The 25,768-nt window shown below is 57.0% G+C and carries 22 protein-coding genes; 15 read left to right on the top strand and 7 right to left on the bottom strand.

Features of this window, described 5'->3' with window-relative positions; genetic code table 11:
• Positions 1-38 precede the first annotated feature (38 nt).
• Genes alc through puuE form a run of 3 tightly spaced genes read right to left on the bottom strand, consistent with a single transcriptional unit; the run spans position 39 to position 2,515 of the window.
• Complete coding sequence (gene alc / locus QF045_RS21570; protein ID WP_306493945.1) at positions 39-1,034, bottom strand: allantoicase; 996 nt, start codon at positions 1,032-1,034, stop codon at positions 39-41.
• A 42-nt stretch (positions 1,035-1,076) separates the two neighbouring features.
• Positions 1,077-1,592, bottom strand: a complete 516-nt coding sequence (gene uraD / locus QF045_RS21565) for a 2-oxo-4-hydroxy-4-carboxy-5-ureidoimidazoline decarboxylase (RefSeq protein ID WP_306493944.1) — start codon at positions 1,590-1,592, stop codon at positions 1,077-1,079.
• On the bottom strand, positions 1,589-2,515 hold the full coding sequence (puuE, locus tag QF045_RS21560) for an allantoinase PuuE (RefSeq protein ID WP_306493943.1): 927 nt from the start codon (positions 2,513-2,515) through the stop codon (positions 1,589-1,591). The genes uraD and puuE overlap by 4 nt, the downstream gene beginning before the upstream one ends.
• A gap of 390 nt (positions 2,516-2,905) precedes the next feature.
• On the opposite strand from puuE, the gene uraH reads away from it, so the two are divergent.
• The 3 genes from uraH to QF045_RS21545 all read left to right on the top strand — a co-directional run bounded on the left by uraH (position 2,906) and on the right by QF045_RS21545 (position 8,674).
• A complete protein-coding gene (gene uraH, locus QF045_RS21555) occupies positions 2,906-3,259 on the top strand; it encodes a hydroxyisourate hydrolase (RefSeq protein WP_306493942.1) in 354 nt (117 codons plus the stop codon).
• Positions 3,260-3,411: 152 nt separating this feature from the next.
• The gene (locus tag QF045_RS21550) at positions 3,412-5,094 is read left to right on the top strand and encodes a dermonecrotic toxin domain-containing protein (protein ID WP_306493941.1); all 1,683 of its coding nucleotides are present in this window, start codon (positions 3,412-3,414) and stop codon (positions 5,092-5,094) included.
• A 25-nt stretch (positions 5,095-5,119) separates the two neighbouring features.
• Entirely contained in the window at positions 5,120-8,674 is a 3,555-nt protein-coding gene (locus QF045_RS21545; RefSeq protein WP_306493940.1) for a dermonecrotic toxin domain-containing protein, read from the top strand.
• Here QF045_RS21545 and QF045_RS21540 read toward each other — a convergent pair.
• Both QF045_RS21540 and QF045_RS21535 read right to left on the bottom strand, forming a co-directional pair.
• A complete protein-coding gene (locus QF045_RS21540) occupies positions 8,652-9,290 on the bottom strand; it encodes a LysE family translocator (RefSeq protein WP_306493938.1) in 639 nt (212 codons plus the stop codon). The two genes, QF045_RS21545 and QF045_RS21540, sit on opposite strands and share 23 nt — an antisense overlap.
• An 81-nt stretch (positions 9,291-9,371) precedes the next feature.
• Positions 9,372-10,718, bottom strand: a complete 1,347-nt coding sequence (locus QF045_RS21535) for an NCS2 family permease (protein WP_306493937.1) — start codon at positions 10,716-10,718, stop codon at positions 9,372-9,374.
• Between the two features lie 306 nt (positions 10,719-11,024).
• Here QF045_RS21535 and QF045_RS21530 point away from each other — a divergent pair, with 306 nt between their 5' ends.
• The 6 genes from QF045_RS21530 to QF045_RS21505 all read left to right on the top strand — a co-directional run bounded on the left by QF045_RS21530 (position 11,025) and on the right by QF045_RS21505 (position 16,052).
• Complete coding sequence (locus tag QF045_RS21530; protein WP_306493936.1) at positions 11,025-11,627, top strand: glutathione S-transferase family protein; 603 nt, start codon at positions 11,025-11,027, stop codon at positions 11,625-11,627.
• 208 nt (positions 11,628-11,835) lie between these two features.
• Positions 11,836-12,795 carry a 3-oxoacyl-[acyl-carrier-protein] synthase III C-terminal domain-containing protein gene (locus tag QF045_RS21525; RefSeq protein ID WP_306493935.1) on the top strand — a complete coding sequence of 320 codons (960 nt, stop codon included), beginning with the start codon at positions 11,836-11,838 and terminating at the stop codon, positions 12,793-12,795.
• Positions 12,770-13,030 carry an acyl carrier protein gene (locus QF045_RS21520; RefSeq protein WP_306493934.1) on the top strand — a complete coding sequence of 87 codons (261 nt, stop codon included), beginning with the start codon at positions 12,770-12,772 and terminating at the stop codon, positions 13,028-13,030. Before QF045_RS21525 ends, QF045_RS21520 begins: the two co-directional genes overlap by 26 nt.
• Positions 13,023-13,667 (top strand): hypothetical protein, encoded by a 645-nt coding sequence (locus tag QF045_RS21515; RefSeq protein WP_306493933.1) that lies wholly within the window; start codon positions 13,023-13,025, stop codon positions 13,665-13,667. Before QF045_RS21520 ends, QF045_RS21515 begins: the two co-directional genes overlap by 8 nt.
• Positions 13,664-15,016, top strand: coding sequence for an MATE family efflux transporter (locus tag QF045_RS21510; RefSeq protein ID WP_306493932.1), 1,353 nt, complete (start codon positions 13,664-13,666; stop codon positions 15,014-15,016). Before QF045_RS21515 ends, QF045_RS21510 begins: the two co-directional genes overlap by 4 nt.
• Positions 15,006-16,052 (top strand): alpha/beta fold hydrolase, encoded by a 1,047-nt coding sequence (locus QF045_RS21505; protein WP_306493931.1) that lies wholly within the window; start codon positions 15,006-15,008, stop codon positions 16,050-16,052. The genes QF045_RS21510 and QF045_RS21505 overlap by 11 nt, the downstream gene beginning before the upstream one ends.
• Positions 16,053-16,251: 199 nt before the next feature.
• Here the strand turns inward: QF045_RS21505 and QF045_RS21500 are convergent, their stop codons facing one another.
• On the bottom strand, positions 16,252-16,797 hold the full coding sequence (locus QF045_RS21500) for a helix-turn-helix transcriptional regulator (protein ID WP_306493930.1): 546 nt from the start codon (positions 16,795-16,797) through the stop codon (positions 16,252-16,254).
• A gap of 424 nt (positions 16,798-17,221) precedes the next feature.
• On the opposite strand from QF045_RS21500, the gene QF045_RS21495 reads away from it, so the two are divergent.
• The 6 genes from QF045_RS21495 to QF045_RS21470 are packed head-to-tail and all read left to right on the top strand — an operon-like array spanning position 17,222 to position 25,165.
• Positions 17,222-18,472: an efflux RND transporter periplasmic adaptor subunit gene (locus QF045_RS21495; protein WP_306493929.1), complete on the top strand. Its 1,251-nt coding sequence runs from the start codon at positions 17,222-17,224 to the stop codon at positions 18,470-18,472.
• 46 nt (positions 18,473-18,518) lie between these two features.
• Positions 18,519-19,235 (top strand): ABC transporter ATP-binding protein, encoded by a 717-nt coding sequence (locus QF045_RS21490; RefSeq protein ID WP_306493928.1) that lies wholly within the window; start codon positions 18,519-18,521, stop codon positions 19,233-19,235.
• 1 nt (position 19,236) lies between these two features.
• A complete protein-coding gene (locus QF045_RS21485; RefSeq protein ID WP_306493927.1) occupies positions 19,237-21,666 on the top strand; it encodes an ABC transporter permease in 2,430 nt (809 codons plus the stop codon).
• Between the two features lie 47 nt (positions 21,667-21,713).
• The gene (locus QF045_RS21480) at positions 21,714-23,126 is read left to right on the top strand and encodes a sigma-54 dependent transcriptional regulator (RefSeq protein WP_306493926.1); all 1,413 of its coding nucleotides are present in this window, start codon (positions 21,714-21,716) and stop codon (positions 23,124-23,126) included.
• A complete protein-coding gene (locus tag QF045_RS21475) occupies positions 23,119-24,444 on the top strand; it encodes a PAS domain-containing sensor histidine kinase (RefSeq protein ID WP_306493925.1) in 1,326 nt (441 codons plus the stop codon). The genes QF045_RS21480 and QF045_RS21475 overlap by 8 nt, the downstream gene beginning before the upstream one ends.
• On the top strand, positions 24,389-25,165 hold the full coding sequence (locus tag QF045_RS21470) for a 4'-phosphopantetheinyl transferase superfamily protein (RefSeq protein WP_306493924.1): 777 nt from the start codon (positions 24,389-24,391) through the stop codon (positions 25,163-25,165). The genes QF045_RS21475 and QF045_RS21470 overlap by 56 nt, the downstream gene beginning before the upstream one ends.
• Here QF045_RS21470 and QF045_RS21465 read toward each other — a convergent pair.
• Positions 25,102-25,758 (bottom strand): GIN domain-containing protein, encoded by a 657-nt coding sequence (locus QF045_RS21465; RefSeq protein ID WP_306493923.1) that lies wholly within the window; start codon positions 25,756-25,758, stop codon positions 25,102-25,104. The genes QF045_RS21470 and QF045_RS21465 overlap by 64 nt on opposite strands.
• Between the last annotated feature and the right edge of the window lie 10 nt (positions 25,759-25,768).

The following is a 25,768-nucleotide window of genomic DNA, read 5'->3' as shown; positions in this document are numbered from 1 at the left end:
CGATCTTCGCGAGCAAGCTCGCTCCTACAGCCTCAGCATTACTTCGATACTTTGCCCAATACGCGCAGGCGACTCACACCGCCATCCGGGAACACATTCAGGCGGATGTGGGTAATCGGCCCCAGCGCCTTGATCTGCTCGGCGAAGGTGTGTTCGGCGTGCATCTCCAGTTTCTGTGCCGGCAGCAGTTCACGCCAGAACAGCGATTGGGTCTCGATCTGGCTGTCGGTACCGCCCTTGACGAAGGCGCCCTGAATCGAGCATGTGTCCGGGTAGTTGCCTTTGAAGTGCAGGGTGTCGACGACGATTTTCTCGATCTCGCCAGGGTGGCCCAGCGCGACGATTACCCAGTCATTGCCCGGCGTACGGCGACGCGCGGTTTCCCAGCCATCGCCCATGTTGATGCCACGGCCCGGGTTGAGGATGTTGCTCATGCGCCCGAAGTGTTCATCGGAGCAGGCCAGGGCACGCCCGCCGTTCAAGGCTGCTGCCAGGTCGACTTGTTCGTTGTCGCCCACTGCGGACCAGTCGCGGAACGGCACGCCGTACACACGCAGACGGGCCACGCCGCCATCCGGGTAGATGTTGAACCGCAGGTGGCTGAACGCCTGCGCGTTGTTGATCTCGTGGTAATGGTGGCTGTTGCCTTGCAGCTCCACGGCCGACAGCACTTCCACCCACTGGGTGTTGGCATCCGGTTCGCCCGAGGCGAGGAAACAGGCTTCCAGGGAGGCCGATGGCGGGAAGTTGCCGGTGAAGAATGAAGTGTCGATGTCCACGCCTTTGATCGAACCCGGTACGCCCAGGCGGATCACCGCGCTGTCGTAGCCTTCGAAGCGCTTGCGACGCGACTCCCAGCCGTCCATCCACTTGCCGTTGTCATCGAAAACGCCCTCCTTCCACACGGCCGGGGTCGGCTGGAACAGGCGGTTGGCGTCGGCGAACCAGTCATCGGTGACTTCGATGATCTTGGTGCCCAGGCGGGCATCGGCCAGGTTGACGAACTTTTCGAAAGGTACGGCGTAAGCTTTCATTCTTCTTGTCTGCCTTAGATGGAGTGGCTGGGGATGGTCGTTTTAGAGGGTCAGTAATCGGAACAACGCGATCTTGTTGATCTCGTCCAGCGCGCACTTGAACTCGACGTCGGTGTCGTTGTGGATGCGCGTTTCGAACGCGGCGAGGATCTGGTGCCGGTTGCTGCCTTTTACCGCCATGATGAAGGGAAACTTGAACTTGGCTTTATAGGCCTCGTTCAGCTCGGTGAAGCGCGAGAACTCTTCGGCCGTGCATTGGTGGATACCCGCGCCCGCTTGTTCATCGGTGCTGGCTTGGGTCAGTTGGCCCTGGACGGCGGCTTTGCCGGCCAGGTCCGGGTGAGCATTGATCAGTGCCAGTTGACTGGCGTGATCAGCGCTCAACAGGATATCGCTCATGCGCTGGTGCAGGGTTTCGATCTGGTCGATCGACGCGTCCTGGCCCAGGTCGAAGGCCTTTTCGGCCACCCATGGCGAGTGTTCGTAGATATCGGCAAACGCGGCGACGAATTCATCGCGGCTCAGGCTCGACGGTGTCAGGGTTTGGAACGCAGTCATTTCGCCGCTCCCGTATAGGGGTGGGTGTGCTGCCAGTGCCGGGCGATGTCGACGCGGCGGGTGAACCACACCTGTTCGTGGCTCTTGGCGTATTCGATAAAGCGCTTCAACGAGGCCAGGCGCGCCGGGCGGCCGATCAGGCGGCAGTGCAGGCCGATGGAAAGCATCTTCGGCGCCTCGGCCCCTTCGGCATACAGCACGTCGAAGGCGTCCTTGAGGTACTCGAAAAAGTCATCGCCCTTGTTGAAACCCTGCACCTGGGTGAAGCGCATGTCGTTGGTGTCCAGGGTGTAAGGGATGACCAGGTGCGGCTTGCCGGTGGGCGTGTTCGGTTCCCAGTAGGGCAGGTCGTCGTCGTAGGTGTCGCAGTCATACAGGAAGCCGCCTTCCTCCATCACCAGGCGCCGCGTGTTGGGGCCGGTGCGGCCGGTGTACCAGCCCAGCGGGCGTTCACCGGTCAGTTCGGTGAGGATGCGGATCGCTTCGAGCATATGCTCGCGTTCCTGGGCCTCGTCCATGTACTGGTAGTCGATCCAGCGGTAGCCGTGGCTGCAGATCTCGTGGCCGGCGGCAACCATGGCGCGGATCACATCCGGATGGCGCTGGGCGGCCATGGCCACGGCGAAAATCGTCAGCGGGATGTCGAATTCCTTGAACAGCTTGAGGATGCGCCACACCCCGGCACGGCTGCCATATTCATACAGCGACTCCATGCTCATGTTGCGCGCGCCCTGCAGCGGTTGCGCCGAGACCATTTCCGAGAGGAAGGCTTCGGACTCTTTGTCGCCGTGCAGGATATTGCGCTCGCCGCCTTCTTCGTAGTTGAGTACGAACGACAGCGCAATGCGTGCCTTGCCCGGCCAGTGGGGGTGAGGAGGGTTACTGCCGTAACCGATCAGGTCGCGTGGGTAGTCAGCGCTCACTGCAGTCTTCCTTCTTGTTCGTGGTAGCAAGTGTGTGTGGCGGCCGGGCAGTGGAAAGACTGGGGTGGCGTCACAGCGATGAGTGATTGTATACAACTTATCGCGAACTTTGTAAGCCCGGATTTCTGCATTTTTTCGCTGGGGCTCGTCATAAGGGGTGTAGCAAGAAACTTGCCTGACTGGTCAGCTAATGGACAAAAGGTCGTTTAAAAGCAAGGATTACTCAGGAATTGGCCCGTCAAGCAACACGCACGGGTAAATCCGAAGTTTTGTGATTTTTATTGTGTACAATTTTTTTGGAAAATGTCTTAATCAGCCATCGCCGGCTTTTTTGATGCCCTGAAAGAGTGCGGGTTCTCTACTACTGACTTCGGGAGGCGCGAAGACGCCATGGGACGCTTGACTACACATGTTTTGGACGCTGCACACGGCTGCCCCGGCAGCGCAATCAAGGTTGAACTGTTCCGCGTCGAAGGCGCGCAGTTGGCCTTGGTCGCCACGGCCGTGACCAACGACGATGGCCGCTGCGACGCGCCATTGTTGCAGGGCGACGACTACCGCAGCGGTGTCTACCAATTGCAGTTCAGCGCCGGCGACTATTACCGCGCCCGTGGCGTGCAATTGCCGGAACCGGCGTTTCTCGACGTCGTCGTGCTGCGTTTCGGCATCAGCGCCGAGCAGGATCATTACCACGTCCCCCTACTGATTTCGCCTTACAGCTACTCCACCTATCGCGGTAGCTGAGCGTCACCTCGCTTCATACCCCCAAAGCTCTTCGTTGGTTTTTCGCCCGCCCACACTGCGGGCTTTTTTTCGGCTGCGCATTCAACTATCTAGCCCCTTTTAAACAGCGCCGGTGCCTAGGCTGGGCTTTTTCCCCATAGAGAAGAAGCCCTATGACTTCGTCGCCCGATCAGCCGGATACGCCTCCCGCCTCCAGTCCCACCTTCGAACCCGCCGAGGCCGAGGCGCCGGACGTTGTGGCCGAGGCACAGCTCCGAGAGATTCGCGACCAGTTGGAAGCGCGGATCAACGCCGCCACCCATCCAAGCCGCCTGGTCAATCAGATCTGCCTGGCTGACCTGCGGTGCAGTGAGTCGGTAAAGGCACTGTTACGCCTGACAGGCCGCTCGCCAAAGATTCTCTCGGTGATCCGCACCGAGCTGCGCAAAGCGTTCGATATCGACCCGGACAGCCTGCTGTTTACCGAGCCCAAGCCACCCCGCGTGGCCGAAAAGGTCAACAGTTTGACTGACCGCGCGCTGGCCCTGCTGGTGCTGCCGAGTGTGTCAATCAACATCAATCAATTTACGGCCTTGAGTATCAAGGGCGATCCGGACCGGCGCTTGCCCTACACACCGTTGGAAGCCCTCCGGCGCGTTATCGAGTTGAGGCTGTTTGAACGGCTGGCTCAGGCGACAAACCGATACTGGGACTCCCTGGCGCAGGGCTCCTGGCGTTCGCGTCGGGAACGTTGGGTCGAATTACATAAGGATCTCTTCGCGGAGCGGGCGTTCATGGCGCGGCAACTGGACGAGCTATCGAGTGCGGGAATGACCATGATCAAGGCCGTGATCGATGCTCCCGACGCCGAAACACGCGAACGTGCGGGTGGTGAGTGGGCCACTGTGCAAGTGGCCCGGTTGATGTGGCCCGGTACGCCTTCGATCGCCATCCCCGGCGCATTGCATATTTATCGTAAGGATGACCCCATCGATGTGCCTCACATTGTTTACCTGCCTGGCGTAACCCGCAATTTCTACGAGTATCCATCCTTTGCCGTTCTTCACTGCGGTTTGATGGAGTTGAACCGCTCCCTGTTTCACGACCTCTGGCACTGCTTGCCATTGAGTCGTCGCAGTCAGTTATGCCGACCAGCGGAGTTGTCCCCTGCGTCCGGTGCGACTCGGGGCGCGCAGGTCATGGGCGACGCACTGGCCTTCGGCGCACAGGCATTGCTGAGTGAGCAATGGGGAAACGAATTGGCCTGCGCGGTGATGATCAATTCCTCCCACGTGTTCTCTGAAGAACGACCTCGACCTCCACCACGAAATGCCGCCGCGTTTCTCTCCTATATAGAGGGGACCAGAAAGCAACTGATCGGCAGCGCTCGGCTCGGCGAGCTTCGTGAGCCGTTGCTCAAATGGGACCGGCAACGACGACGCACGGAAATAATCTTCGCCAGCACCTCGCCCGGCTTGGCCTTGCAGACCGCTACGCACCAGATCAAGCGTTATGAAAAAGGCGTGCTTGCGCTGCTGGATCCGCAGGATCTCACCGCTCAAACGCCTGCATATGGGGAGTTCATGTCACTGGCCACTGGCCTGAAAGACCATGCGCAAGCGTTGAGTGCATTGGTGTGCGGCGCGCGGCCACGCTTGCGCAATCTGGATTTCTGGCGCGAACGGCCCGGCGGCATCGGAACGCCCAGGCGTCTTTCCTTGTTTTTGAACACTCAAGCTGAGGCGCTGCGCGACGAGGTTCAGTTGCAGTACCGGCTCAAGCTGCTGAGTACGGTTCATCGTGACCTGATGATCGAGGTGCTGGAGCACCCACTGGCCAGCCCGACGTCCCGATAGCCAAACCCGTGTACTGTCGATCGCCGTGGGCAGCGAGCCAAACGCCTTCTACCCACTCCATAATGCGTGGGTGGTCACCACAGCGGCGGCGGTGAGGGTTCCGGTACGTCAGCTTGCGGTGGTGCTGTACATGTTCGGGACGGAGGGCGGACTGCAGGCCTTCGCGGGGCTGGATGCCTTGACCCTGGGCATCAAGGCAAGCTTGGGCGGTCGGGATGATTCCGTGCTATGGGGTTGTGTCGAACGCGATAAACGCAACGACCTGCGCGCGCATGCTGTGCGGGACACACTGGCCGTGCGCTACTTGCCCGTCGACCGGAAGCCTGCACTGGTCACACTCAAGAACCTGCTTGGTTACCACGATCGCCTGGACAAAAGTACCGAGGGCATCACCCAGATTTTCACTGAGGTGAAGAGTGCAGAGTTGAGCCGCGCGTTGCTGGCGATTGAGCTGGAGGAGCAGCTGAAAGTCCCCGTCAATAGCGCCCTGAGCCATGCTCAGGCCAATATCGAGTTTTTGCGCAAGGCCACGTCTGAAGCGAAAAAAATGCCGGTATGGTTGGCGTCTGCCACACGTGTCCGGCGCAAACAGTTCAGACGCTCGCAACGCCTTTATCTGAGTGGCGCGTTCGCTTATAAAGCCCGCCTTGATGACTTCCTGCCCGACCTGCACGCCTTCGCCCGCAGCACCTTGACCGCGCGTTTGCGCCAGGACGGTGTCTTCGCTGCGCTGGACATTGATCAGCCCTTGATTGATATGCCCGATAATGTCGATGCCAGCTATTGCGGCTGGGAAAGTCGCTGCCCCGTAGGCGGTCGCAACGTCATATTTACTCCGACGACCACGCGTACAACCTTCAGCTTGCTGCAACTGTCGCTGCATAACCTGGACCCCTTGGCGCCTTGGACGGCGTGGCGATTCCATTACGCGGTTTTCCTGCAACCTGCGTGGAAGCAACAGCTCAGTGCCGATGTTCTGACCCAACTGGTGTCGTCGCTGGATATAGGCGGACATTACGACGCCTTGATCAATAAAGTGTTTTATCCGCCGATGACGCCTGACCGCAGGCTCAGCGAAGGACGGATTCCCGCGTTACTGAAACGCGCGTTAAGCGCAGGCGTCAACCATCATCTGTTTCTGGCAATACAGCGCGGCCTGACGGCAAATGCGCAGAGTATATTCAGCACGGCGATGGCGGCACGCACGCCCCAGGACCTTCTGAAAAACCACCACGATTTGCAATTGCATGTGGTGCATCTGGTGGGCCATACGATGCAGCATGATCGCTATATCGCCGGGATAGTGGTGGTGCAGGACAAACCCTCCGGGCTTTGCGTGGTGTATTGGCCGCAGGCTGCGCCTGCCTTGGTCCTTACCGCGTACAGCAGTTTGCCAGAGGCCCAGGATGCCCTGAACCGTATTGGCGCATTGCCAGGAAACGTCAAAGTGCTCGCGAGCCAAGTCGCACCCGGCTGGGCATTCGAGGCAATCACCCACCATCCGGATAAGCTCGACGAGCTTTCCAATTTGCTTGAACTCATGCCTTCCTTTGTCCTGGTGAACGGGGTATGGCGGGGGATTGAGTTCATTCGCTCATTCAAGATCACGCATCTGGAGCCGACACCGGCGCCTGATGAAATCGAAAGACAAACCCTGGAGCAGATTGCCAGTGACGCGCGGGGCTGGCTGGCGGTGGTGGCCACTTCCCACTCTGACGCCCAGGCATTGTTGTACCACGCCAACGTACTTGAGTTGCAACGCCAGACCCAAGCTGCCAGTCATTCCGGCAAGGCGCTTAAAGCCTTTCGAACCCGCCGTCTGGCAGAGCATCACTCGTCCATTCCAAGGCGGTTGGTGGGGCTTATATCCCCGTTGTTAGGGATGCTCAATGACTTCTATGAATTGCTGCTGGTCGCGCGGCAATATCACCGGTATGGCGATCCCAACAATGCGGTCGATGTGGGCTTTATGAGCGCCTTCATGGCGATAGACCTGTTGCTGAACTTTTTACCTGGCCCCAAGAAGGCGGGCAAGGTCGCCACGAGTGTTGCACGTCCCGCCCAGAAGGCCGCATTGGCGCGCATGCATCGGTTGCGTATGACGACTCGCGGGACTTCGCGCTCGGCACCCTCACCCTCACCCGCGCCTCAACTCGACGCTTTGAGTCGTTTCAAAATCAACGACGTGCCTGAAGGGGCGGTGGCATTGAAAGCGCCGGATGAGAAGGGGATCTACGTGAAAAATGGCGAGCCGTTTGTGACGGACGGCGCAGACCATTACCCGCTTTACCGGCGCGAAGGTGAATCGGCGTATCGCATGAAAAATCCGGAGACGCCGGGGCAGGATGAGTTGATTTTGGACATTTATCAGCCCAGGGAATGGTTGCTCGGCGCGGACGCGCCTCAGCCGGTGGCGGGAACGAGTTCGGGGACGCTTCGACCGTGGCGTACGCCCACGCCAGAGCCGCCGGGCTGGCAACCGCCCACTGTACGGGCCATGACGGAGAGCCGGATCACCCATTCATCCTCGACGTCTAACCAATGGCTGGAGTGGAACATTCAACGTCAGATGGACCCGCGAATGAGTGCTGTAGCGCCAGACGTGTTTTATGTTCCGGCGGACGCCGCCGGGACGCCCCATAATGTCCTGCTTATAACCACACCGGATACGCTCGCTTATTACAGGTTGCTTCCTGCGGGGGACCGAGCGCCTTTGGACGGGATCATTTTTATCCAACCGGATAACGTGTCGGGATCAGCAGCCTGGCTCGACATCAGGCGTTGGACAAGCACGGCGATGGACCAACAACCTATCCCTGTCTCTCGCAATCCGGCAGGCGGATGGATGGTCCATGACCGCTTGTTTGATAGGCCTTTGGTGGACTATACAAGGACGGCCTTTCCCAACCTGACAAGCCATAGCCGGGAATTTGCCGTGTCAAGGATGATCGAATTGAGCGGTCCAGACCGCCCTGCAACGGCCACTCATCTGCTCAATATCCGTGCAACCCTGGATGATTGGATACCACCGTTACCCGCAAGGCCTGGGCAAACGGACGATCTGTTGAGAATGTTGCGGCCCACTGAAATCTCCACCAGGTCGATATACATCGGCTACGATGGTAAGGCGCCTGGTTTCACGCGTGTCGACTACACGCCGCCCACGTTGGACGTGCAGCTCCAGCACGGCGGCAAAGCGGTGATGGCACAGAGAGAGACCGCGCAGCGTACGGCCGTCAGGACGGTGCTTGAGCAGCAGGGTTTCACTGTCGTGGAGCGTAGCGGGACACGCTACTCCAAGCCCGCCCATGAATTTATCGCCACTCATCCCAACTCTCCTGGCCAACTCTACTATTTGACATGCGAGTGGGTTGAAAAGGCGTCCATCAGAAGAGGGTCCAAGACTAAGCAAAGCTGGATTCGTGCATTCCGGGCTCCCATAGACACGGAGATGACAGACGATATCAACCGTGCACTTAGGAATAATCGCCTGGTTCGGATTATTGGAGGCATCCAATGGCCTACTGCGGGGCAACTCCCTCCTTCTATTTACTTCGTCAAATTGTCACTCGAACCTTGATCAGCGACGCCACGCCGGCACAGCCGAACAAGGCGGCACTGATGCGGTTGAACCAGCTCTGGCCCGAGCCGCTGCGCAAATACCGCGCGGCGCCCTGTGCCCCCAGGCCGTAACCCAGCTTGCAGAGCAGGTCGAGCACGGTCCAGGTGGCGATCATGGTCAGCAACTGCGGGAGGAATGCCTGCTCGGCGCTGAGAAATTGCGGCAGGAAGGCGGCAAAGAACAGGATGTCCTTGGGGTTGCTGGCACCCAGTACAAAGGCGCGGCCGAACAGCACGCGAAAACGCGGGGTGGATGCCACCTGCGGCACACTGGCGCCCTCGGCCGGCTGGCGTGATTGCTGCCAGCTCTGCCAGGCCAGGTAGAACAGGTACAGCGCGCCGACGATCTTCAGTGCGCTGAACACTTGTTCGGAAGCCAGCAACAACGCGCCCAGGCCCAGGGCCGAGGCGCTCAGCAGGCAGATCGAGGCAAACACGCCGCCCAGGAACGCCGGGTAGGAACGGCGCAGGCCGTAGTTCAAGCTGTTGCTGATCATCAGCAGGGACAGGGGGCCTGGGATCAGGATCACCACCAGCGCCGCGCCGCTGAACAGCAGCCAGGTTTCAATCGTCATTTCATTGCTCCAGTAGTCAGCGGCAAGCTTCAAGGCGCAAGTTAAAAGCTTGTAGCTTGCCGCTGAAAACTTGCTGCTATTTCATAGAAATACAAATTTGGCGATAAAAATCACACACAGTACCCACAGGCTGGCGGAAATTTCCTTGTACTTACCGGTGCCAGCCTTCAACGCAACATAGGTGATAAAGCCCAGCGCAATGCCGTCGGCCACCGAGAAGGTCAGCGGCATCATGATCGCGGTGACGATGGCCGGAATGCTGTCGGTGGCCTCGTCCCAATTGATATGAGCCATGCTCGCCATCATCAGCATCGCCACGTAAATCAACGCGCCCGCCGTGGCATAGGCCGGAATCATGCCCGCCAATGGAGCAAAAAACATCGCCGCCACAAACAGGACACCCACCGTCACGGCCGTCAGCCCGGTACGCCCGCCAGCGGCAACCCCGGCGGCGCTTTCCACGTAGCTGGTCACGGGCGGCACGCCGACCATGGCCCCGAACACGCTGGACGCGCTGTCGGCTTTCAATGCGCGGGACAGGTTATCGATCTTGCCCTCGGCATTGACCAGCCCGGCGCGTTGCGCAACGCCCATCAGTGTACCGGCTGTATCGAACATGTGTACAAAAAGAAAGGCAAATACCACGCTGATCATGCTGACATTGAATACACCCTTGACGTCCATGGCCATCCAGGTCGGCGCCAGGCTTGGCGGGGTGGAAAGAATGCCGTTGTAGTGCACCAGGCCAAGGCCCCAGCCGGCCAGGGTCACAGCGATAATGCTGATCAGGATCGCGCCGAATACCCGGTGGTAGCTGAGGATCGCAATCAGCAAGAAGCACACCGCCGCCAGCAGCGGTGCGGGTTCGTGCAGCGAACCGAGCTTGATCAGCGTGGCGGGGCTGTCGACGATGATGCCGGCGGTCTTCAGGCCGATCACCCCGAGAAACAACCCGACGCCCGCGCCCATGGCGTGGCGCAGGCTCACCGGAATACTGTTGAGCAGCCATTCGCGAACGCGAGACAAGGTAAGGCCCATGAACAGCACACCCGAGATAAACACCGCGCCCAGCGCGGTCTCCCAGTGGTAGCCCATGGTGCCGACCACGGTGTAGGTGAAAAAGGCGTTCAGGCCCATGCCCGGCGCCAGGCCCACCGGCCAGTTGGCGTACAGGCCCATCAACAGGCAGCCCAAGGCGGCGGCGATGCACGTGGCGACGAAGGCCGCGCCATGATCGATGCCAGCGTCGGCCATGATGTTGGGGTTGACGAAAATGATGTAGGCCATGGTGATGAAGGTGGTCAGGCCGGCGATCAGCTCAGTCTTCACTGTGGTGCCATGCAAGCGCAGTTTGAACAGGCGTTCCAGCCAGCCGTGCTGCGGCGGGCTGAGGTCCAGGGTTGGGGCTTCGGTTTTGCGGCTATCCACAGCGAGTACTCCTCAATCGTTTTATTGTTATTTCCAGCGCCGGTCACAGAGTGGGCAACAGCGCTTTGAGGTACTGGCGGGTTTGTTGACCAGTAGGTCAGGAACTCGCACGAAGCGAATTATGCTTTTGTATACAAATAAAGCAAATAATGTTTTCGATTATCTTGGCGCAAGGGGATGAAAGGCCGCTTCCACGACCGGAGAGCGTGTTTATTGCGCAATACGCCTTGAAACAATGCGCCGCTACCCTCACTTTGTTGGCGCAAGCGTTCGGTCAGAGCGCACACAGCGGCATAAGGGGAGCCCATGTACAAGGTTTATGGCGATTACAGGTCGGGCAACTGCTACAAGGTCAAACTGATGCTCAACCTACTGGGCATCCCGTATCAGTGGATCGATATCGATATCCTCAAGGGTGACACCCAAACTGCTGAATTCCTTGCCAAGAACCCCAACGGCAAGATCCCGGTGCTGGAACTGGAAGACGGTACCTGCCTGTGGGAGTCCAACGCGATCCTCAACTTCCTCGCCGATGGCAGCGAGTTTCTGCCGAGCGAGCCGCGGTTGCGTACGCAGGTGTTGCAGTGGCAGTTCTTCGAGCAATACAGCCACGAACCGTACATCGCGGTGGCGCGGTTCATTCAGTTTTACCTGAACATGCCGCCAGACCGGCTGGACGAATACAAGACCACCCACAAGGGCGGTTACAAGGCGCTGAAGGTTATGGAGCGGCAGCTGCAAGCCACGCCGTATCTGGTGGGCGAGCAGTATTCGATTGCCGATATCGCGTTGTATGCCTACACCCATGTGGCCCACGAAGGTGGGTTTGATCTGGCGGGCTATCCGGGTGTACAGGCATGGCTGGCTCGGGTGGCCGGCCATCCAGGACATGTCCCGATGATGGACTGACAACAAGCAGCCTCTCTGCTGGCGTTGGCGTTCCTGAAATGCCCGCGTCGGCAGACGACGAGTCGATCAAGTGGTTGGAAAATTCCGTTTGTGGGACCTGCAAATGGGAAATTCTTGGTTTTAAGCAATTTGAGGCAAAAAGCACGAACCGTTTCTGGGACGATGTGGGTAATTAGATGAACTAAAAATTACGCCACGCGGGAACGTTATGCTGCCACTTAATTATTTATGTTGGTTGCCGGATCGTATTTCATTAAACCCCTTGGATACCCTTGAACAGTCGCACGACCTCAAGTCGGGCGCGTGCAAGGTATTGCAACGTTATTATTTTCTGAATGCCGTCGCGCTGTCTTCCCGCACACACGCACATATGCTTGTGGAAACACTGGAATCGCTGATCGTTGCCAACCCGCACTTGAAAGCGCGCAAAGGTTGTCTGGTGTATGCCAAGACCCAGACGCATAACACGTTTTTTGATAATGATTGGCTGCACGAAGTCGCCGACGTGTGCGGGCTTGGTCATTGGGAAGTGCTTAGCGTCAGCTTGAATCATTGTTCGTCCGCCTTGTCGGCCGTTCACTTGCTGAAAAACAGATTAATCAAACGTGGCGAGCCGATGTTGCTGTTGACGGGAGAAAAAGCCTTTCACAGCGCTATCAATCGGCTCGATAACAGCGTGCTGGCCGAAGTGCCCGCGGTGATGCTGCTCAACGCGGGGCCTGCCCAGTGGAATGTGACACATACCGCCGTCCGGCACATGGCCGGCTTCTATGATAATCACCGCAAGCAGACACCCGCGCGCCGACGCGAGTTATATGCGTCGCTGGAACATGATTACCACGACTTTTATCTTTATGCCGTGCGCCAGTTCAATGTTCCGCTAGAGAGTATCGACGCGATCGTCCCGTGTAATCTGGACCTGCCGATGCTTAAACGCGTGGTGGAGAAACTCCAGTTCAAAGGCATTCTGTTTACCGAGCATATTGCCGAGTATGGGCACGCTTACTGCGCCGATATTCTATTTAATCTGTCCGCGCTGCTGAAGAAGTTTACAGGGCAAAGAATACTCTGCCTGACCATGGGCATGGGCGTTACGCTTTCATGCGTGCTAATCGAAAGACACCAATCCAGTGAGGTTTTACATGTCAGATCTTCTTGTGGCGATTAATAAAGCACTTAACGAAGTCATGGCTTCGGCGGTGACGGTCAGCCTGGAAACGGACTTTAACGAAGACCTCGATCTAGATTCGGTGTTGTTTGTGCAGTTCTTGCTGACGCTTGAAGAGAAAGTGCCTGGATTAATGTTTGAGCCTGATCAAATCAGTCAGGACGCGTTCACCTCGGTCGGTAAGTTGATTGCCTGGATCGAGCAGCACCTGCAGGCGGAGCGTGCATATGCCTGACCGTCCGTTCAACAGGATTTATCAGCTGTTTGCGGGCAATGAGCCTGCCGAGGCAGTGCGGCAGTTGCGCCTGGAATTGCCGCCCCAGACCCGGCGCACGTTCAGTCAGGGCTATCAACTGGTGCCCCAGCAGCATGTGGCACTGGCCGACCCATCAGCGCAGGTAGACCGGGTGCTTGCCTCCCTTGGCCTGGACCTGCGCTGGCTGGGAGAAGAGCAAGTGATCGCTGCCGACGACACCCCGCTCATGGTCTCTGTCGCTGCCCGCCTGGGCCTGTTGACCCGCATGCTGGGCATGAGCTGGACACACTTGTCCGCTCGCAGAAGCTTTGGCGTGAAAGCCACCCGGCATCAGCTGATCAAAGCCGAGTTCGCGGATCTGAGCAGCCACTGCAGCCTGTTGTCGTTGCAGTGGGGCATGCGGATCGAGGCGCAGGATTTCCAGGACGCTGAAGAGGACCATTGGCACATCACCCAATTGACCAACAGAGCGGAAAAATTGATGGGAGGCCATGGCTATCTGCTTGGCGCGACCCACACGCTGTCTTATCTCTCGATGATGATTTACAGCCTGTATGGCAAGACTACCCGTCATCACGGCCTGCCACAGCGCGATAGCCTGGGGGAGGGTGTGTGAACACATCACCCAGCTTGGTTCTGTCGCAACGCCGCGGGGCTGGACGGGACATCGCAGACCTGTTGAAGCTCGCCTGGCCCATGATTGTGGTTGCCGTTGCGGTGTCTTTTTCACAAAACATGCAGACCGCCATTCTGGGACACGGCGCCGAGACCACCTCGATTTATTGGTTGTCGATGATTCAACCGTTCAGTTTTCTGTTCCTGGCGATTCTGGAATGTCTGGCTATCAGCAATCAAGTGTTCAGCGCCAGGTCAGTGAACCTCTGGTCAAAACAGAAAGTGTTGCGCGCCACCCTTCTTTTAGCCGTGTTGGGGGTTGTGGTCATTGCCTTGCTAAGTGCGGCGGTGGCCTTATCTGCGCCGTGGCTGGAAAGAGTGCTTCCTGTCGCGGGGGAACATTTTTATCAAGAGGCGCTTCCCCTGTATTTCCTTTCGATGGTGCCGTTCATTCAGCTGGAAATGTGCAACAGCGCCTTGCGCGGGCAGGGCAGAAGCGCGTCGAGCATGCTACTGGTGATTGCCTTCATCCTCTTGAACGGCGTGATTTGCTATACCAGCTACCACGTGTACGGCTTGGGTTTTTATTCCATTATCGTGGCTAACGCGCTGGCGTCCTGTTTGTTGATTCCCGTTGCCACATGGCTGGTGTGGCATGTCGGTCGCCAGGCACAGGATGATCGCCCCCACGCATTCACTGCGCGCTTGAAAGGTTTGCTTCAGCAGGTTGGCTTGCCGATTTTCATATCGTTCATCGTGGTGTTTCTCAGTTCACTGCTGGTATTTCCCCTGATAGCAAAGGCCGGCGAACAGTATGTGGCCGCGTTCCTGATCATTACCAAGATCAGGATGTTCATTGTCATTCCTGCCGTGGCCTGCGGCTCCGCGTTGGCGATCCTGATAAACCAGCGATTGACAGTCACCAGCGGTGAAGGGCTGAAGTGGCTTTTGCACCGCGGGTTAATGTTTATCGCTGGGCTCTATCTGGTGCTCACTGCCGGGGTCTATTTCAGCGAGCGTACGTTGATCGGTCTACTTTCCGGCGACGGCGCGATCAGGGAGGCGAGTAGCCAGATGATGCTGGTTTTATTGCCGACGTTCTTTCTGACAGCGTTTGTAGCGTCGTTGCAGGCGCTGCTCGAGCAACTGGATCAGGCGCGACGTGTGTTGATACTGACGGTCATCATCGAGTTGACGATGGCGATAGTTTTATGGGCGGGTTGGGAGCACTTCTCCAGCGTGAAGCCAATCATGGCGACCATTATTGTATTCAGCGCCATCAATTTTCTGGCGTTTGCCAATGAATACTGGCGGCTCGCGAACAAGCTAGGGCGCGAGCATGTTCTTTAGTGTTATTTATCCGCTGCTGCTGATCGTGTCGCTGGTCCACCAGAATTACCTTCGTATATTGGTGGTGATGCACCGGCGGCCCACATTGCTGATGAAAGCTAAAGTCAGGCCGACGACGCACTACGTTCGAGTGTGTCGTTCAATCAGATTATTTGATTTGTATTCGTTGGACATGATGTCGTCCTACCTGTCCGCACTGTATGCCATGTACTTGTTTGAAAAGACCCGGCCATTGCCCTACAAGCCCGCAGAGATGATGTTGCTCAAGCAGTGCCGGCAGGAAAACTTCACGTGGCGACATGCTCTCGTCAACATGTTCATCTACCCGCAATCAGATCAGCAAGCAGAGAAAGTTTTGCTGCTGCACGGCTGGGACGGTCGAAGCATCATGCTCAGGCACCTTGCCCAGCGCCTGCAGGCAACAGGGTACAGTGTGCATGCGCCTGATCTGCCTGCACATGGAGCGTCCCCGGGCAGGGGCGTGTCTTTTTACGACCTCTCCAGCGCTGTGATTGATATCGAGCGACAGTATGGTCCGTTTTCGGTAGTGATCGGCCACTCGTCCGGAGGGTTAGTGGGCTGTATGGCCGCCATGCAAGGGCTGCACTTCAAGCGCATGATCCTGATCAGCAGTCCGTGCTGCTTCGGCGAGGTAGTGGATAATTATGTACTCAGCCATAAACTGCCTCGTCATATCGCCAGCGCGATGAAAAAACTTTATCAGCTGCGTTACGGTGTTCATCCCGACAAGATTGGGCCTGAATGGATTGCACAGATAAAACAGCCGGTCTTGATTGTGCATGACAAGGGGGATATCAGCATCGACCTGGAAGATGCGATGGTGCTTACCCACGTACTGGAAAAAAGCAAACTGATCGTCACAGCGGGCCAGGGCCACAATGGCGCTTTGCGTGATGCCAGTGTATTCAAGCGTATCTCTGCTTTTCTGGAGCCTACCGCGCAGGAAGACGCTACCCGCATGGCCAATCCCGTATTGCGCCTGCGCCCAACTATTGATGTACGTTTCAAGCGTTAATGCGTTGCATCCCGCGTCATGGCCTTCCCCTCAGGCCCCACTCACCTGACATACAGCCCGACCGAAATAATACCGTTACTGCCATTGTTGCTGTTACCCGGCAACAGGAAGACGACAGCCTGGCACTAATGGGAAAAGTCCGTGCTATACACAGCGTGCGAGTGGCCTGAGGTTAGTGCGTCGTTGGTTGGGTGACTTGTTATAAGGAGTTGATGTTGTTGATCAGCATGTTGCGCGAGAAGTCATTACGCTGTATCCCAAAAATAAAGTCATACTCGCAAGCTTCTTTTCTGGGGTCCTGTCGTGTTGACTTCATGATGCATTGTTTGAGTTTAAGCGGGGTTTCATTGTAGGTTTTGCTGAAACTTCGTGAGAAGTGTGGCAGTGAGGAAAAGCCGCAGGCATAGCTGATATCGGTCAATGACCATTCTGGCGCCAGCAGGATAAATTCCTTCGCCAGTGCCAGTCGGACTTTCCACATCCACTTGATCGGTGTGACGTTGTAAAACAGGTTGAACATTCGACAGATGTCGAAGCGGGACTTGCCACAGACTTTCTCCAGGTCTTCCAGGGTGATCTCCTCTGAAATATTTTCCACCATGTGGTTAATCACTCTGACAATGCACAGCGTTTTATCGGTGTGTGCATATTTCCCATAGATCTCGAAGTGACGCTTATTCAGGTCGTCCATTATCTGTTGTGTAAATAATGACTGTCCCGCGTAAGTAATTTTACGTTCCCACATACAGACTCCGTTCTGCAGCGCTCGATGGCGTAGCATTATTATGGTGTTGGCGTTGACTCGCGAATGAACAGGCAAATGCTATGCCACTATTTAACGAATTTAAGTGGCTGTTTGTTCAATGTTTTTTTAGATGTTTCGCACTACCAGAAACGCTCAGTCCCATTATCGAAATATTTTTGAAAACCACGTTGTTGTTCGTCCCGCTAATGGGATTGCTGAGCGGCGTGTGGGGAAGGCAGCGCAATCAGTGTCTCGAAAATACTTATACGGTGGTTCCGGAAGTGAGACTGTCGGCCATTGCTGTTTGGCTTTGAAAGACGACGAGGCGGATAAATCATTTTATTATCAGCACGTTATGAGTTTTAGCTTAAATTGGCACGATGCGTGCTAAAGCCTGCTTGAGCTTTTTTGAATTGGTACGGTTATGGATATCTCGATTTCAAACGAGGGAAACAAGAGTCAATGGAAAAAGCACCGTAATATTATTGCCGGTGGTGTTTTTCTACTCGTGCTGCTGTTGCTTATCTATAACTACCGATTTTCGCCCTACCAGGTAGTTCGCAGCAGCGTGGCCATTGCGGAAGTCAAATACGGTGATTTTTCTGTTGAAGTAAGGGGCAATGGCGTGCTTCTTCCTTGGGACATCAACTGGGTGGCCGCGAACGTTGACGCTCGGGTAGAGGAAGTCATTTATAAAGCGGGAATGAAAGTCAGCAAAGGTCAATTGCTGGTGGTCATGAGCAATCCGACACTTGAACAGCGGCTTCAGGAAAATCGGCTGGAGTTGGATGCGCGTCGCGCGGAGACGGAGGCAAAGAATGCCGAGCTGCAGAACAAGATTCTGAACCAGGAAGCGTTGATGCTGGATGCAAAGAGTCGACTGCTTGGTTCGACCCTGCGCCTGGCGGCCCAGAAAAAATATATTGCTGCGGTGCCCAGGCTGGAATATGAAACGACGCGCATTCTGACTGAACAGTACACGCAGCAGGTCGGCTTTGAAGAGCGGCGGTTAAAGACACTCAAACTCAGCGTGCAGGCGGATGTGAAGGCGAACTTGATGCGCCTCAACAAGATGGAGTCGCAGGTGGCATTGAGTCAGCAGGAAGTTGATTCGCTCAAGGTCAAATCCCCCATTGATGGCATCCTGCAGGACGTCAAGGTGCAGGTCGGCCAGCGGGTGACGGTGGGCAGTGATATTGCCCGCCTCGCCAAGGAAAAAGAGCTGTACGCCGAGCTTAAGGTCCCCGAGTTGCAGTCACGCGATCTTGCGGTGGGGCAGGCTGTCACGATCAACACAGGGCGCAGTCGTTTTACCGGCGTGTTGTCCAGGGTGGACCCGGCAGTGACGAACGGGACGGTCAAAGTGGATGTCACGTTCAATCAGCCGTTGCCTCAGGAGGCACGTCCTGACCTGAGTGTCGACGGCTTGATCGCCGTGACGAAAATCAATAATTCGCTGTATGTCGAGCGTCCTCCGTTCGCGCAGAATAACCTACCCTCTATGCTCTACCGCTTGGATGAGAAGGACCGCTCGGCTACCAAAATGAAAGTCAATTTCGGGCAAGGGTCTGCTGATTACATCCAGATCACCGCCGGGCTCAAGGCTGGCGACAAGATAATTCTAAGTGACAGCACCGCGTGGCAGGGGGCCGACCAGATTGAAATCGTCAACTGATACCGCTCGCGCCGGCCTTCGCAACAATGCCCAGGAGACAGCAACCATGGAACCGCTGGTAAAACTGACTGACGTAAACAAAATCTTCCTGACCGACGAAATCGAGACTCATGCGCTCAGCAAGATCACCTTCACCCTTTCAAAAGGTGAGTATGTAGCCATCTCCGGGCCATCTGGCTGTGGGAAATCGACGCTCCTCTCGGTGCTGGGGCTGCTGGATACGCCTTCGAGCGGCACTTATCAGTTGGCCGGCCACAACGTCGACAGTATTTCCAAAAAACAGCGTGCCCAGGTGCGTAACCGAGACATCGGCTTCATCTTTCAGTCGTTCAACCTTATCAGCGACCTGACCATCGAAGAAAATGTCGCGCTGCCACTGACGTATCGCGCAGACATTTCCAAAGCCGAGCGGCATCAGCGGGTCGTCGAAGCCCTGGCCAAGGTCAATATGTCTCATCGCAGTCGCCACTACCCGTCACAACTCTCAGGCGGCCAGCAGCAACGCGTCGCGGTTGCCCGGGCGATTGTCGGCAACCCCTCGATTATTCTCGCGGACGAACCCACCGGCAACCTGGATTCGCACAATGCCGAGGCGGTACTCAACATCCTCGACAAATTGCATGGTGAGGGAGCCACTATCTGCATCGTCACTCACGATCCACGCTCGGCAGAGCGTGCACAGCGCAGCATTGTCCTGTCTGACGGAAAGGTTGTCGGTGATGGAGAACAGGTGCGGCAACTGACTCTGGTGAAGGAAGCATAAGATGCTTTTTGACATTCGCTACGCCTTGCGTCTACTCCTGAAGAGTCCTGGTTTTACCTTTATTACCGTGTTGATCATGTCCTGTGGACTGGCGTTGACCCTGTATATGTTCTCGGTGATCAACACCATTATGTTCGCGCCGCTCCCTTATCCGGACGGGAAGAACATGGTCCTGATCAATCCGACCGTGAATGGCGTCAGCCTGAGTGACTCGGGCTTGAACTTCATGGATTACAGCGACATCAAGGCGCGCGTTACCGAGCTTGAAGAGGTGGGGTATTTCTATGCCGAGCGCGCGGATATCAGTGATGGCAGCAAGGCAGTTTCCTATATGGCCATCAGAAACACCCCACAGATGTTTTCGTATGCAGGCGTTCAGCCATTTCAAGGAAGAGTCCTGAATCAGGAAGATGTACAGGCAGGTGCCGAGCCCGTCGCGGTGATCAGCTATGCCATGTGGCAAAACTACTTTGCTCAGGACACGCAGGTCATCGGTCGCGATATCAGGATCAACGGCGTCCCTACGCGCATTGTCGGCATCATGCCGCAAAATTTCGCCTTTCCTTTCTTCCATGACTTATGGCTGCCGTCGCAGCTTGAACCTTCGCGGTACCTGGTGCGCAAGGGCGCTCCGGAAGTGTCGGTGTACGCGCGTTTGAAGCCCGGCACGAGCGTTGAGGATGCCAATCGCGACCTCAACAGGGTGATGCAGGCCGTCGCGCTTGAGCACCCGGAAAGTAACAAGGGGCTCTCTGCGCAAGCATTGACCTTCCAGGAAAATTTCATGGGCGAGGAGACCCGGCCGATCTTTATCGTCATGTTGTTCGCGGTCAGTTTTGTGCTGCTGTTGGCGTGCTGCAATGTCGGGAATCTGCTGCTGGCACGGACCACCGAGCGTTCCAAGGAAATCGCGATTCGCGTGGCGCTGGGCTCTCCCGCGGGCCGTCTGGTGCTTCAAATGATGCTCGAAAGCTTATTCATCTGTTGTCTGTCCGGTGTCGTGGCGGTCTTGCTGGCTGCATGGGGGCTGGAAGTCACCAACCAGATACTGCCTGGTTTCGTACCCAACAAGATCCCTTTCTGGTGGCAACTGTCCCTCGACAATGTGCTGATCTTCAATGCACTGGCGCTGGTAGCCATCACGGCGTTGCTCACCAGCGCCTTACCGGCCTGGAAAATCGTGCATGGCAACTTCAATGACGTGCTGCGCGACGGTACCCGTGGCGCGCAAAGTCGTGGTGCGGGCCGGATGTCACGGATTCTGGTGATCTTCGAAGTCGGGCTTTCCTGCTCGATTCTGTGTATCAGCGCGCTATTCGCAGTCCTGGTCTACCAGGCGACACGCGCGGACTACGGTGTCGATACTGATGGCTACCTGACCGCACAGATCCACCTCAACCCCAACAGTTACCCCGACGATGCCAGCCGTATCCTGTTTTATCAGCGCTTGCATGACGGCGTCGCCACGATCCCAGGGGTCGAACGTGCCGCATTGACCACCAGTGCCGTCGGGCAATTCACCCTGCCGCGTCAGGTGGATGTCGACTCGTCGACCAACAACACCAATGAGCGCTGGTCTTACCCGATAGTCAACGATGTACAGGTCATGCCCGGCAGCCTGTCCGCGATGGGAATCACGCCGACGTCGGGCAGGGAGTTCTCCCATGGTGATACCCAGGGCTCAGAACCGGTCGTTGTCGTCAGTCAGTCCTTTGCCGAACAGTTCTGGCCCGGGCAACGGGATGTGATCGGCAAGCGTCTGCGGTTTCGTGATAACGATGACCAGCGCTGGTACTCAGTCGTAGGCGTAGTGCCCAGCGTTATTCATGGGCGGCCTTTCAGTGCATTTCGCCATCGCGCCACGGTGTATCGTTCCCTGGAACAGCAACCCTCTTCCTCATTGATGCTGGTGCTGCGCACCCAACAGCCGGAAGGCGTGGGCCCGGCGCTGATCGATGCGGTCCGTCAGGTGGATAACAATCTTTCGGTCAATCAGATCCAGACGCTGGATGAACGCCTGGCCCGCAACACTGCAGGCTTGCATTTTATCGCCAACCTTTTCATGTTGTTCGGCCTGGTGGCGATGATATTGGCCGCAACGGGTATTTACGCAGTGATGTGCAATCTGATCAATCAGCGTACCCAGGAAATAGGCCTGCGCATGGCCATGGGCGCCACTGAAAGCAATTTGTTACGTATGTTGATGCTCCAGGGTGGCAAGCAATTGTTGGCTGGACTTGTGATTGGCTTGCCGTTGGCGTTCTTCGTGGCGCCCAAGTTGACGCGTATCCTGGGTAATGGAAACACCCCGTTTGTGCTGCTCTTCTGGATGGTGGCACTGATGATTACGCTGGTTGTGGCCTTGGCGGTCTGGCTTCCTTCCCGCCGGGCGACCAATATGTCGCCCGCCGATGCGATTCGTTATGAATAAACGACTGCCGTGCTTCCACGCACGGTAGTACAAGCTGGATGCTTAACATGAACGATAAGAAACACATCCTGGTTATAGACGACGACGCCGGCATCCTGACCAGCCTCGATATCCTGCTACGCATGCACGGCTACGACGTGACGATGGAAACCCACGCTGATCGCCTGCTTGCGCATTTGTATGCGAGGCCCGTTGATCTGGTGTTGATGGACATGAATTTTCGCAAGGACACGACGTCAGGCGTGGAAGGGCTGCAACTGCTGGCCGAAATGAAGAAATTCGATGATTGCTTGCCGGCTGTGGCGATGACCGGGTGGGGAAGCGTCGACATCATCGTCAACGCCATGCGTGCGGGGGCGGCCGACTTTATTCAGAAGCCCTGGGATAACGAGCGTTTGCTGAGCATCGTCCAACAGCAGATCACGCTGAGCCAGGCGCGTCGTTCGGGCAATTGCCTGCGTGAAGAAAACAAGCTGCTCAAGCTGGCGCTCGAAGATGACATGGACAGCGAATGGGTTGTCCGATCGCCGGCGATGCAACGTCTGATCAGCCTGGTGGAAAAGGTGGCGGTCACGGATACCAGCGTGCTGATCCTGGGCGAAAACGGTACCGGTAAAAGCCTGCTCGCGCGCTACATCCACCAGATTTCGTCACGCTGCGAACACAGCATTGTCGAAGTGAACATGGGCTGCATCAACGAGCAGCTCTTTGAAAGCGAGATGTTCGGCCACATCAAGGGCGCCTTTACCGATGCGCGGGAAAATCGAATCGGTCGATTCGAATTGGCCGACAAAGGCACGCTGTTTCTCGATGAAATCGGTAACTTGCCCCTGACCCAGCAGGTGAAGTTGCTGCGGGTGCTGGAGGAGCGGCAGTTTGAGCGCGTCGGATCTTCACGTACGCAGACCACGCAGTGCCGAATTATCGCCGCCACCAATTCAGACCTGGAAAAGGCCGTGCTCGAGGGGCGTTTTCGTCAGGACCTGCTGTATCGCATGAACCTGATTCAGATTCAGCTGCCGCCGCTTCGAGAGCGGTTGGAAGACATCGAGCCGTTGACCGAGCGTTTCCTCAAGCGTTTTGCGCGCAAGTACAACAAGCCCCGGCCCGTGTTATTGCCGCAAGCGCGACAGGGCCTGCTTGAGTATTCCTGGCCCGGCAATATCCGTGAGCTCAGTCACCTGCTGGAACGTGCCGTGTTGCTGTGTCGCGCCAGTGTGATTGACCTGGAAGACCTTTGCCTGCCGCCTTCGGTGTTGTCGCAGAGCACGGCGCGTCCGGTCACCGACGCGTCGGCAGGGATAAGCGATGCGTGCACCCTGGCCGAGGTCGAAGAAACCTTGCTGCTGCGACGCCTGCGTCAGTACGACGGCAACGCGGTCAAGGCTGCCGAATCGCTGGGCCTGAGCCGCAGCGCGTTTTATCGCCGGCTTGAAAAACTAAAAATTTGCCATGAGTAAATTTTTTTACGCATTTGAAAGACGTCACTTGCTGTTGTGCAGCCTGGCGCCAATGGGCGCCATCATTGCCTATCTGCTGCTATGGTTTTTTCCGCACCAGTCCATTTACCTGAAGCTTTTCACGCTGTTCGTCTTGTGCGTGACGATGGTTTATTTCTGCTATCACTTTTTTCAGCAGTTGATCTACAAAATCAACGTCATATCCAATTTGCTCGAAGCCGTGGAACAGGAGGATTTCAGCCTGCGCGGGGTGTCGACCGGGGCGGGGGCTTTTGAAGGCGTTATCGCACAGATCAATGATATTTCCAGCCAATTGTCACGCCACCGTCAACAGCAGCGAGAGATGGACTTTCTGCTGCAAAAGGTGATTTCCAACATCACGGTCGCGATCTATGCGTTGGACGCCAACCATCGCCTGATCTGGTGCAATGCGGCAGCGTCACGAATGCTGGGCACCTCGCTGGAGAAGTTGATTGGCGATCCCGCCAGTCGCTGGCAGCTGGATACCCTGCTGCTCAACGCCAATACGCAGCAGCCGGTGGTCTCCGAGCATGAAGGGCGACCAGGGCGCTATAAGGTTTCCAGTGACACCTACATGGTGGATGGCGTGCAGAACGTGCTGTTGTTTGTCAGCGACGTCGACGACATGTTGCGTCAGGAGGAGCAGAAAGCCTGGCAGGATCTGCTGCGCGTGATCAGTCATGAAATCAACAACTCCCTGAGCCCCATTGCCTCCATCAGCCAGATGCTGCAGCAGCATTACCGGCATAACGCTGAAAACTTACCGCCAGGTTTTGCCGAGGGTATCGACCTGATCAGCCGACGGGCGCGCGAGCTGATCGAGTTCATCAGCAGTTACAGGCAACTGAGCAAACTGGCGCCGGCACGCAAGGAGCCTCTGGATTTGGCCGCCGTGATGGCCGAGTTGCCACTGCTGTTCGCTCACCGCGTGATGAGCTTGCACGGACCGCGCCCGCTGATGGCCAGCCTTGATCGGGCCCAGATCCATCAGTTAATGATCAACCTGATCAAGAATGCCGATGAGTCGATGGAAAGCAGCGCTGAGGGCATCGACATCGAATGGGCCGAAGAGAAGGGGCGCTTGCGGATCACCATCCTCGACAGCGGAGTGGGGCTGACCAACCCGAAGAACCTGTTCGTGCCGTTCTACACCACCAAACCCAATGGCACCGGCATTGGCCTGATCTTTTGCCGACAGATTGTCGAAAGCCACGGCGGCTACTTGTCTCTGGAAAATCGTCATGAGCAGACCGGTTGCAAGGTCACCATCAATTTACCGTTGCAACGCTCTGCCTGAGTTGATCGAAGGCCACGGCCTCTGCCTGCTGCGCCACTTTGACGATGAACCGGGGCACATGCCGGTTCGTCAACTGGCACACCGTTGGCTGTGCCACGTGCTGGCCGTCTACCTTGGCATCCCGGTCGATCAAGTGCGTATCGCGCGAACCGCCGCGGGTAAGCCTTGGCTGCCTGAGCACACCTGGTTGCGTTTCAACGTGAGCCATAGCGGTCGTTCGGCTGCCATCGCTCTGTGCCGGGGCCACGAGGTGGGCGTTGACCTGGAAGCAATCAGCGGGAAAGTGGCGGTGAAAAAAGCCATCGCCCGGCGTTTTTTCCATCCGCACGAGCAGTGTTGGCTGGCGCTTGATGAAGCCAACTACCTGTCGCGCTTTACGCAACTGTGGAGCATCAAGGAAACCTGGCTCAAGGCCCGGGGCACCGGGCTGACCCAATCGCTCGCAGGTTTTTGTGCGGTACCGCAAAGCAGCGCAAGCGGGGTGGCCGAGATCATGGTGAACCCGCCCGTGAGCGTTGGGCAGGTTCACTATGGTCAGGTTCAGGCCGCGCAGCTTTTTTGCCTGGCCTACGGGGCGATCCTTGCCCCGCATCAACCATCATTGCACTGGCAGTTGGTCTGTGATGAAACGCCGATCGATGGGTTGGCGCCCGTGGATCACGAACAATCGGAGGTCGAGATATCGCTGCCGAAAGCGGCCGCCGCCCCGGTATCGACCTGAGCCGATGGGCTGACAGACATGCGCGCGCCGGCCGACAGACTGCCGTTGATCCGCGGAACCTGACACAGGGAGGATTGCGCACCCATGCTCATGCGCACGGTCGCCACCTGCGCCGTAAAAGGCAACGGTTTCTTGTTGAAGGTGCCGCCCATTGCCAAATCGAGCACCAGCTCAGCCGTCTTGCCCTGGACCTCAATGTTGGCGCCCATGCTGCCGGTAACCGCCAGTTTGTGCTCATCGATCGCACAGGCAGGCGCCTGGATTTCGACTCCCGCCGTGCCCGTCAGCGCTGTCAGCGGCCCACTGGTGTAAAGCGTGATATCCAGCGCGTTGGAGAACAGCCGATCGGTCTGCCCTGCATCGTTGACGAGCAACAGGGCGTTGCCGTTGGTCGTCACCTGGAGCTTTTTCAGCGTATCGGCAGAGCCTGTGACTACCATCGATGAGGTTGCAGCGCATTTGATCGTCAGGTTGATACCTTGTCGGACCTCGACGCTGTTGAACGCGCTCAATGCCACGGTTTTCTCTGCCGCCAGCGCAGAACAGGCAGTCGTGCCGGCCAGCAGCGCCAGCATCAGTTTCATCTTGTTCATAGAGCCTCCG

The organism is Pseudomonas sp. W4I3 (assembly GCF_030816195.1).
Lineage (GTDB): Bacteria > Pseudomonadota > Gammaproteobacteria > Pseudomonadales > Pseudomonadaceae > Aquipseudomonas.
This window is presented reverse-complemented; position numbering and strand designations above follow the sequence as displayed.

Bases quoted from the DNA above. Each gene is read 5' to 3' on its own strand.
- uraD (WP_306493944.1), bottom strand. From the start codon at position 1,592: ATGACTGCGTTCCAAACCCTGACACCGTCGAGCCTGAGCCGCGATGAA.
- QF045_RS21465 (WP_306493923.1), bottom strand. From the start codon at position 25,758: ATGAACAAGATGAAACTGATGCTGGCGCTGCTGGCCGGCACGACTGCC.
- QF045_RS21485 (WP_306493927.1), top strand. From the start codon at position 19,237: ATGCTTTTTGACATTCGCTACGCCTTGCGTCTACTCCTGAAGAGTCCT.
- QF045_RS21470 (WP_306493924.1), top strand. From the start codon at position 24,389: ATGAGCAGACCGGTTGCAAGGTCACCATCAATTTACCGTTGCAACGCT.
- QF045_RS21525 (WP_306493935.1), top strand. From the start codon at position 11,836: ATGCTGCCACTTAATTATTTATGTTGGTTGCCGGATCGTATTTCATTA.
- QF045_RS21480 (WP_306493926.1), top strand. From the start codon at position 21,714: ATGAACGATAAGAAACACATCCTGGTTATAGACGACGACGCCGGCATC.
- QF045_RS21515 (WP_306493933.1), top strand. From the start codon at position 13,023: ATGCCTGACCGTCCGTTCAACAGGATTTATCAGCTGTTTGCGGGCAAT.
- uraH (WP_306493942.1), top strand. From the start codon at position 2,906: ATGGGACGCTTGACTACACATGTTTTGGACGCTGCACACGGCTGCCCC.
- QF045_RS21475 (WP_306493925.1), top strand. From the start codon at position 23,119: ATGAGTAAATTTTTTTACGCATTTGAAAGACGTCACTTGCTGTTGTGC.
- alc (WP_306493945.1), bottom strand. From the start codon at position 1,034: ATGAAAGCTTACGCCGTACCTTTCGAAAAGTTCGTCAACCTGGCCGAT.
- QF045_RS21550 (WP_306493941.1), top strand. From the start codon at position 3,412: ATGACTTCGTCGCCCGATCAGCCGGATACGCCTCCCGCCTCCAGTCCC.
- QF045_RS21540 (WP_306493938.1), bottom strand. From the start codon at position 9,290: ATGACGATTGAAACCTGGCTGCTGTTCAGCGGCGCGGCGCTGGTGGTG.
- QF045_RS21490 (WP_306493928.1), top strand. From the start codon at position 18,519: ATGGAACCGCTGGTAAAACTGACTGACGTAAACAAAATCTTCCTGACC.
- QF045_RS21530 (WP_306493936.1), top strand. From the start codon at position 11,025: ATGTACAAGGTTTATGGCGATTACAGGTCGGGCAACTGCTACAAGGTC.
- QF045_RS21500 (WP_306493930.1), bottom strand. From the start codon at position 16,797: ATGTGGGAACGTAAAATTACTTACGCGGGACAGTCATTATTTACACAA.
- QF045_RS21505 (WP_306493931.1), top strand. From the start codon at position 15,006: ATGTTCTTTAGTGTTATTTATCCGCTGCTGCTGATCGTGTCGCTGGTC.
- QF045_RS21495 (WP_306493929.1), top strand. From the start codon at position 17,222: ATGGATATCTCGATTTCAAACGAGGGAAACAAGAGTCAATGGAAAAAG.
- QF045_RS21520 (WP_306493934.1), top strand. From the start codon at position 12,770: ATGTCAGATCTTCTTGTGGCGATTAATAAAGCACTTAACGAAGTCATG.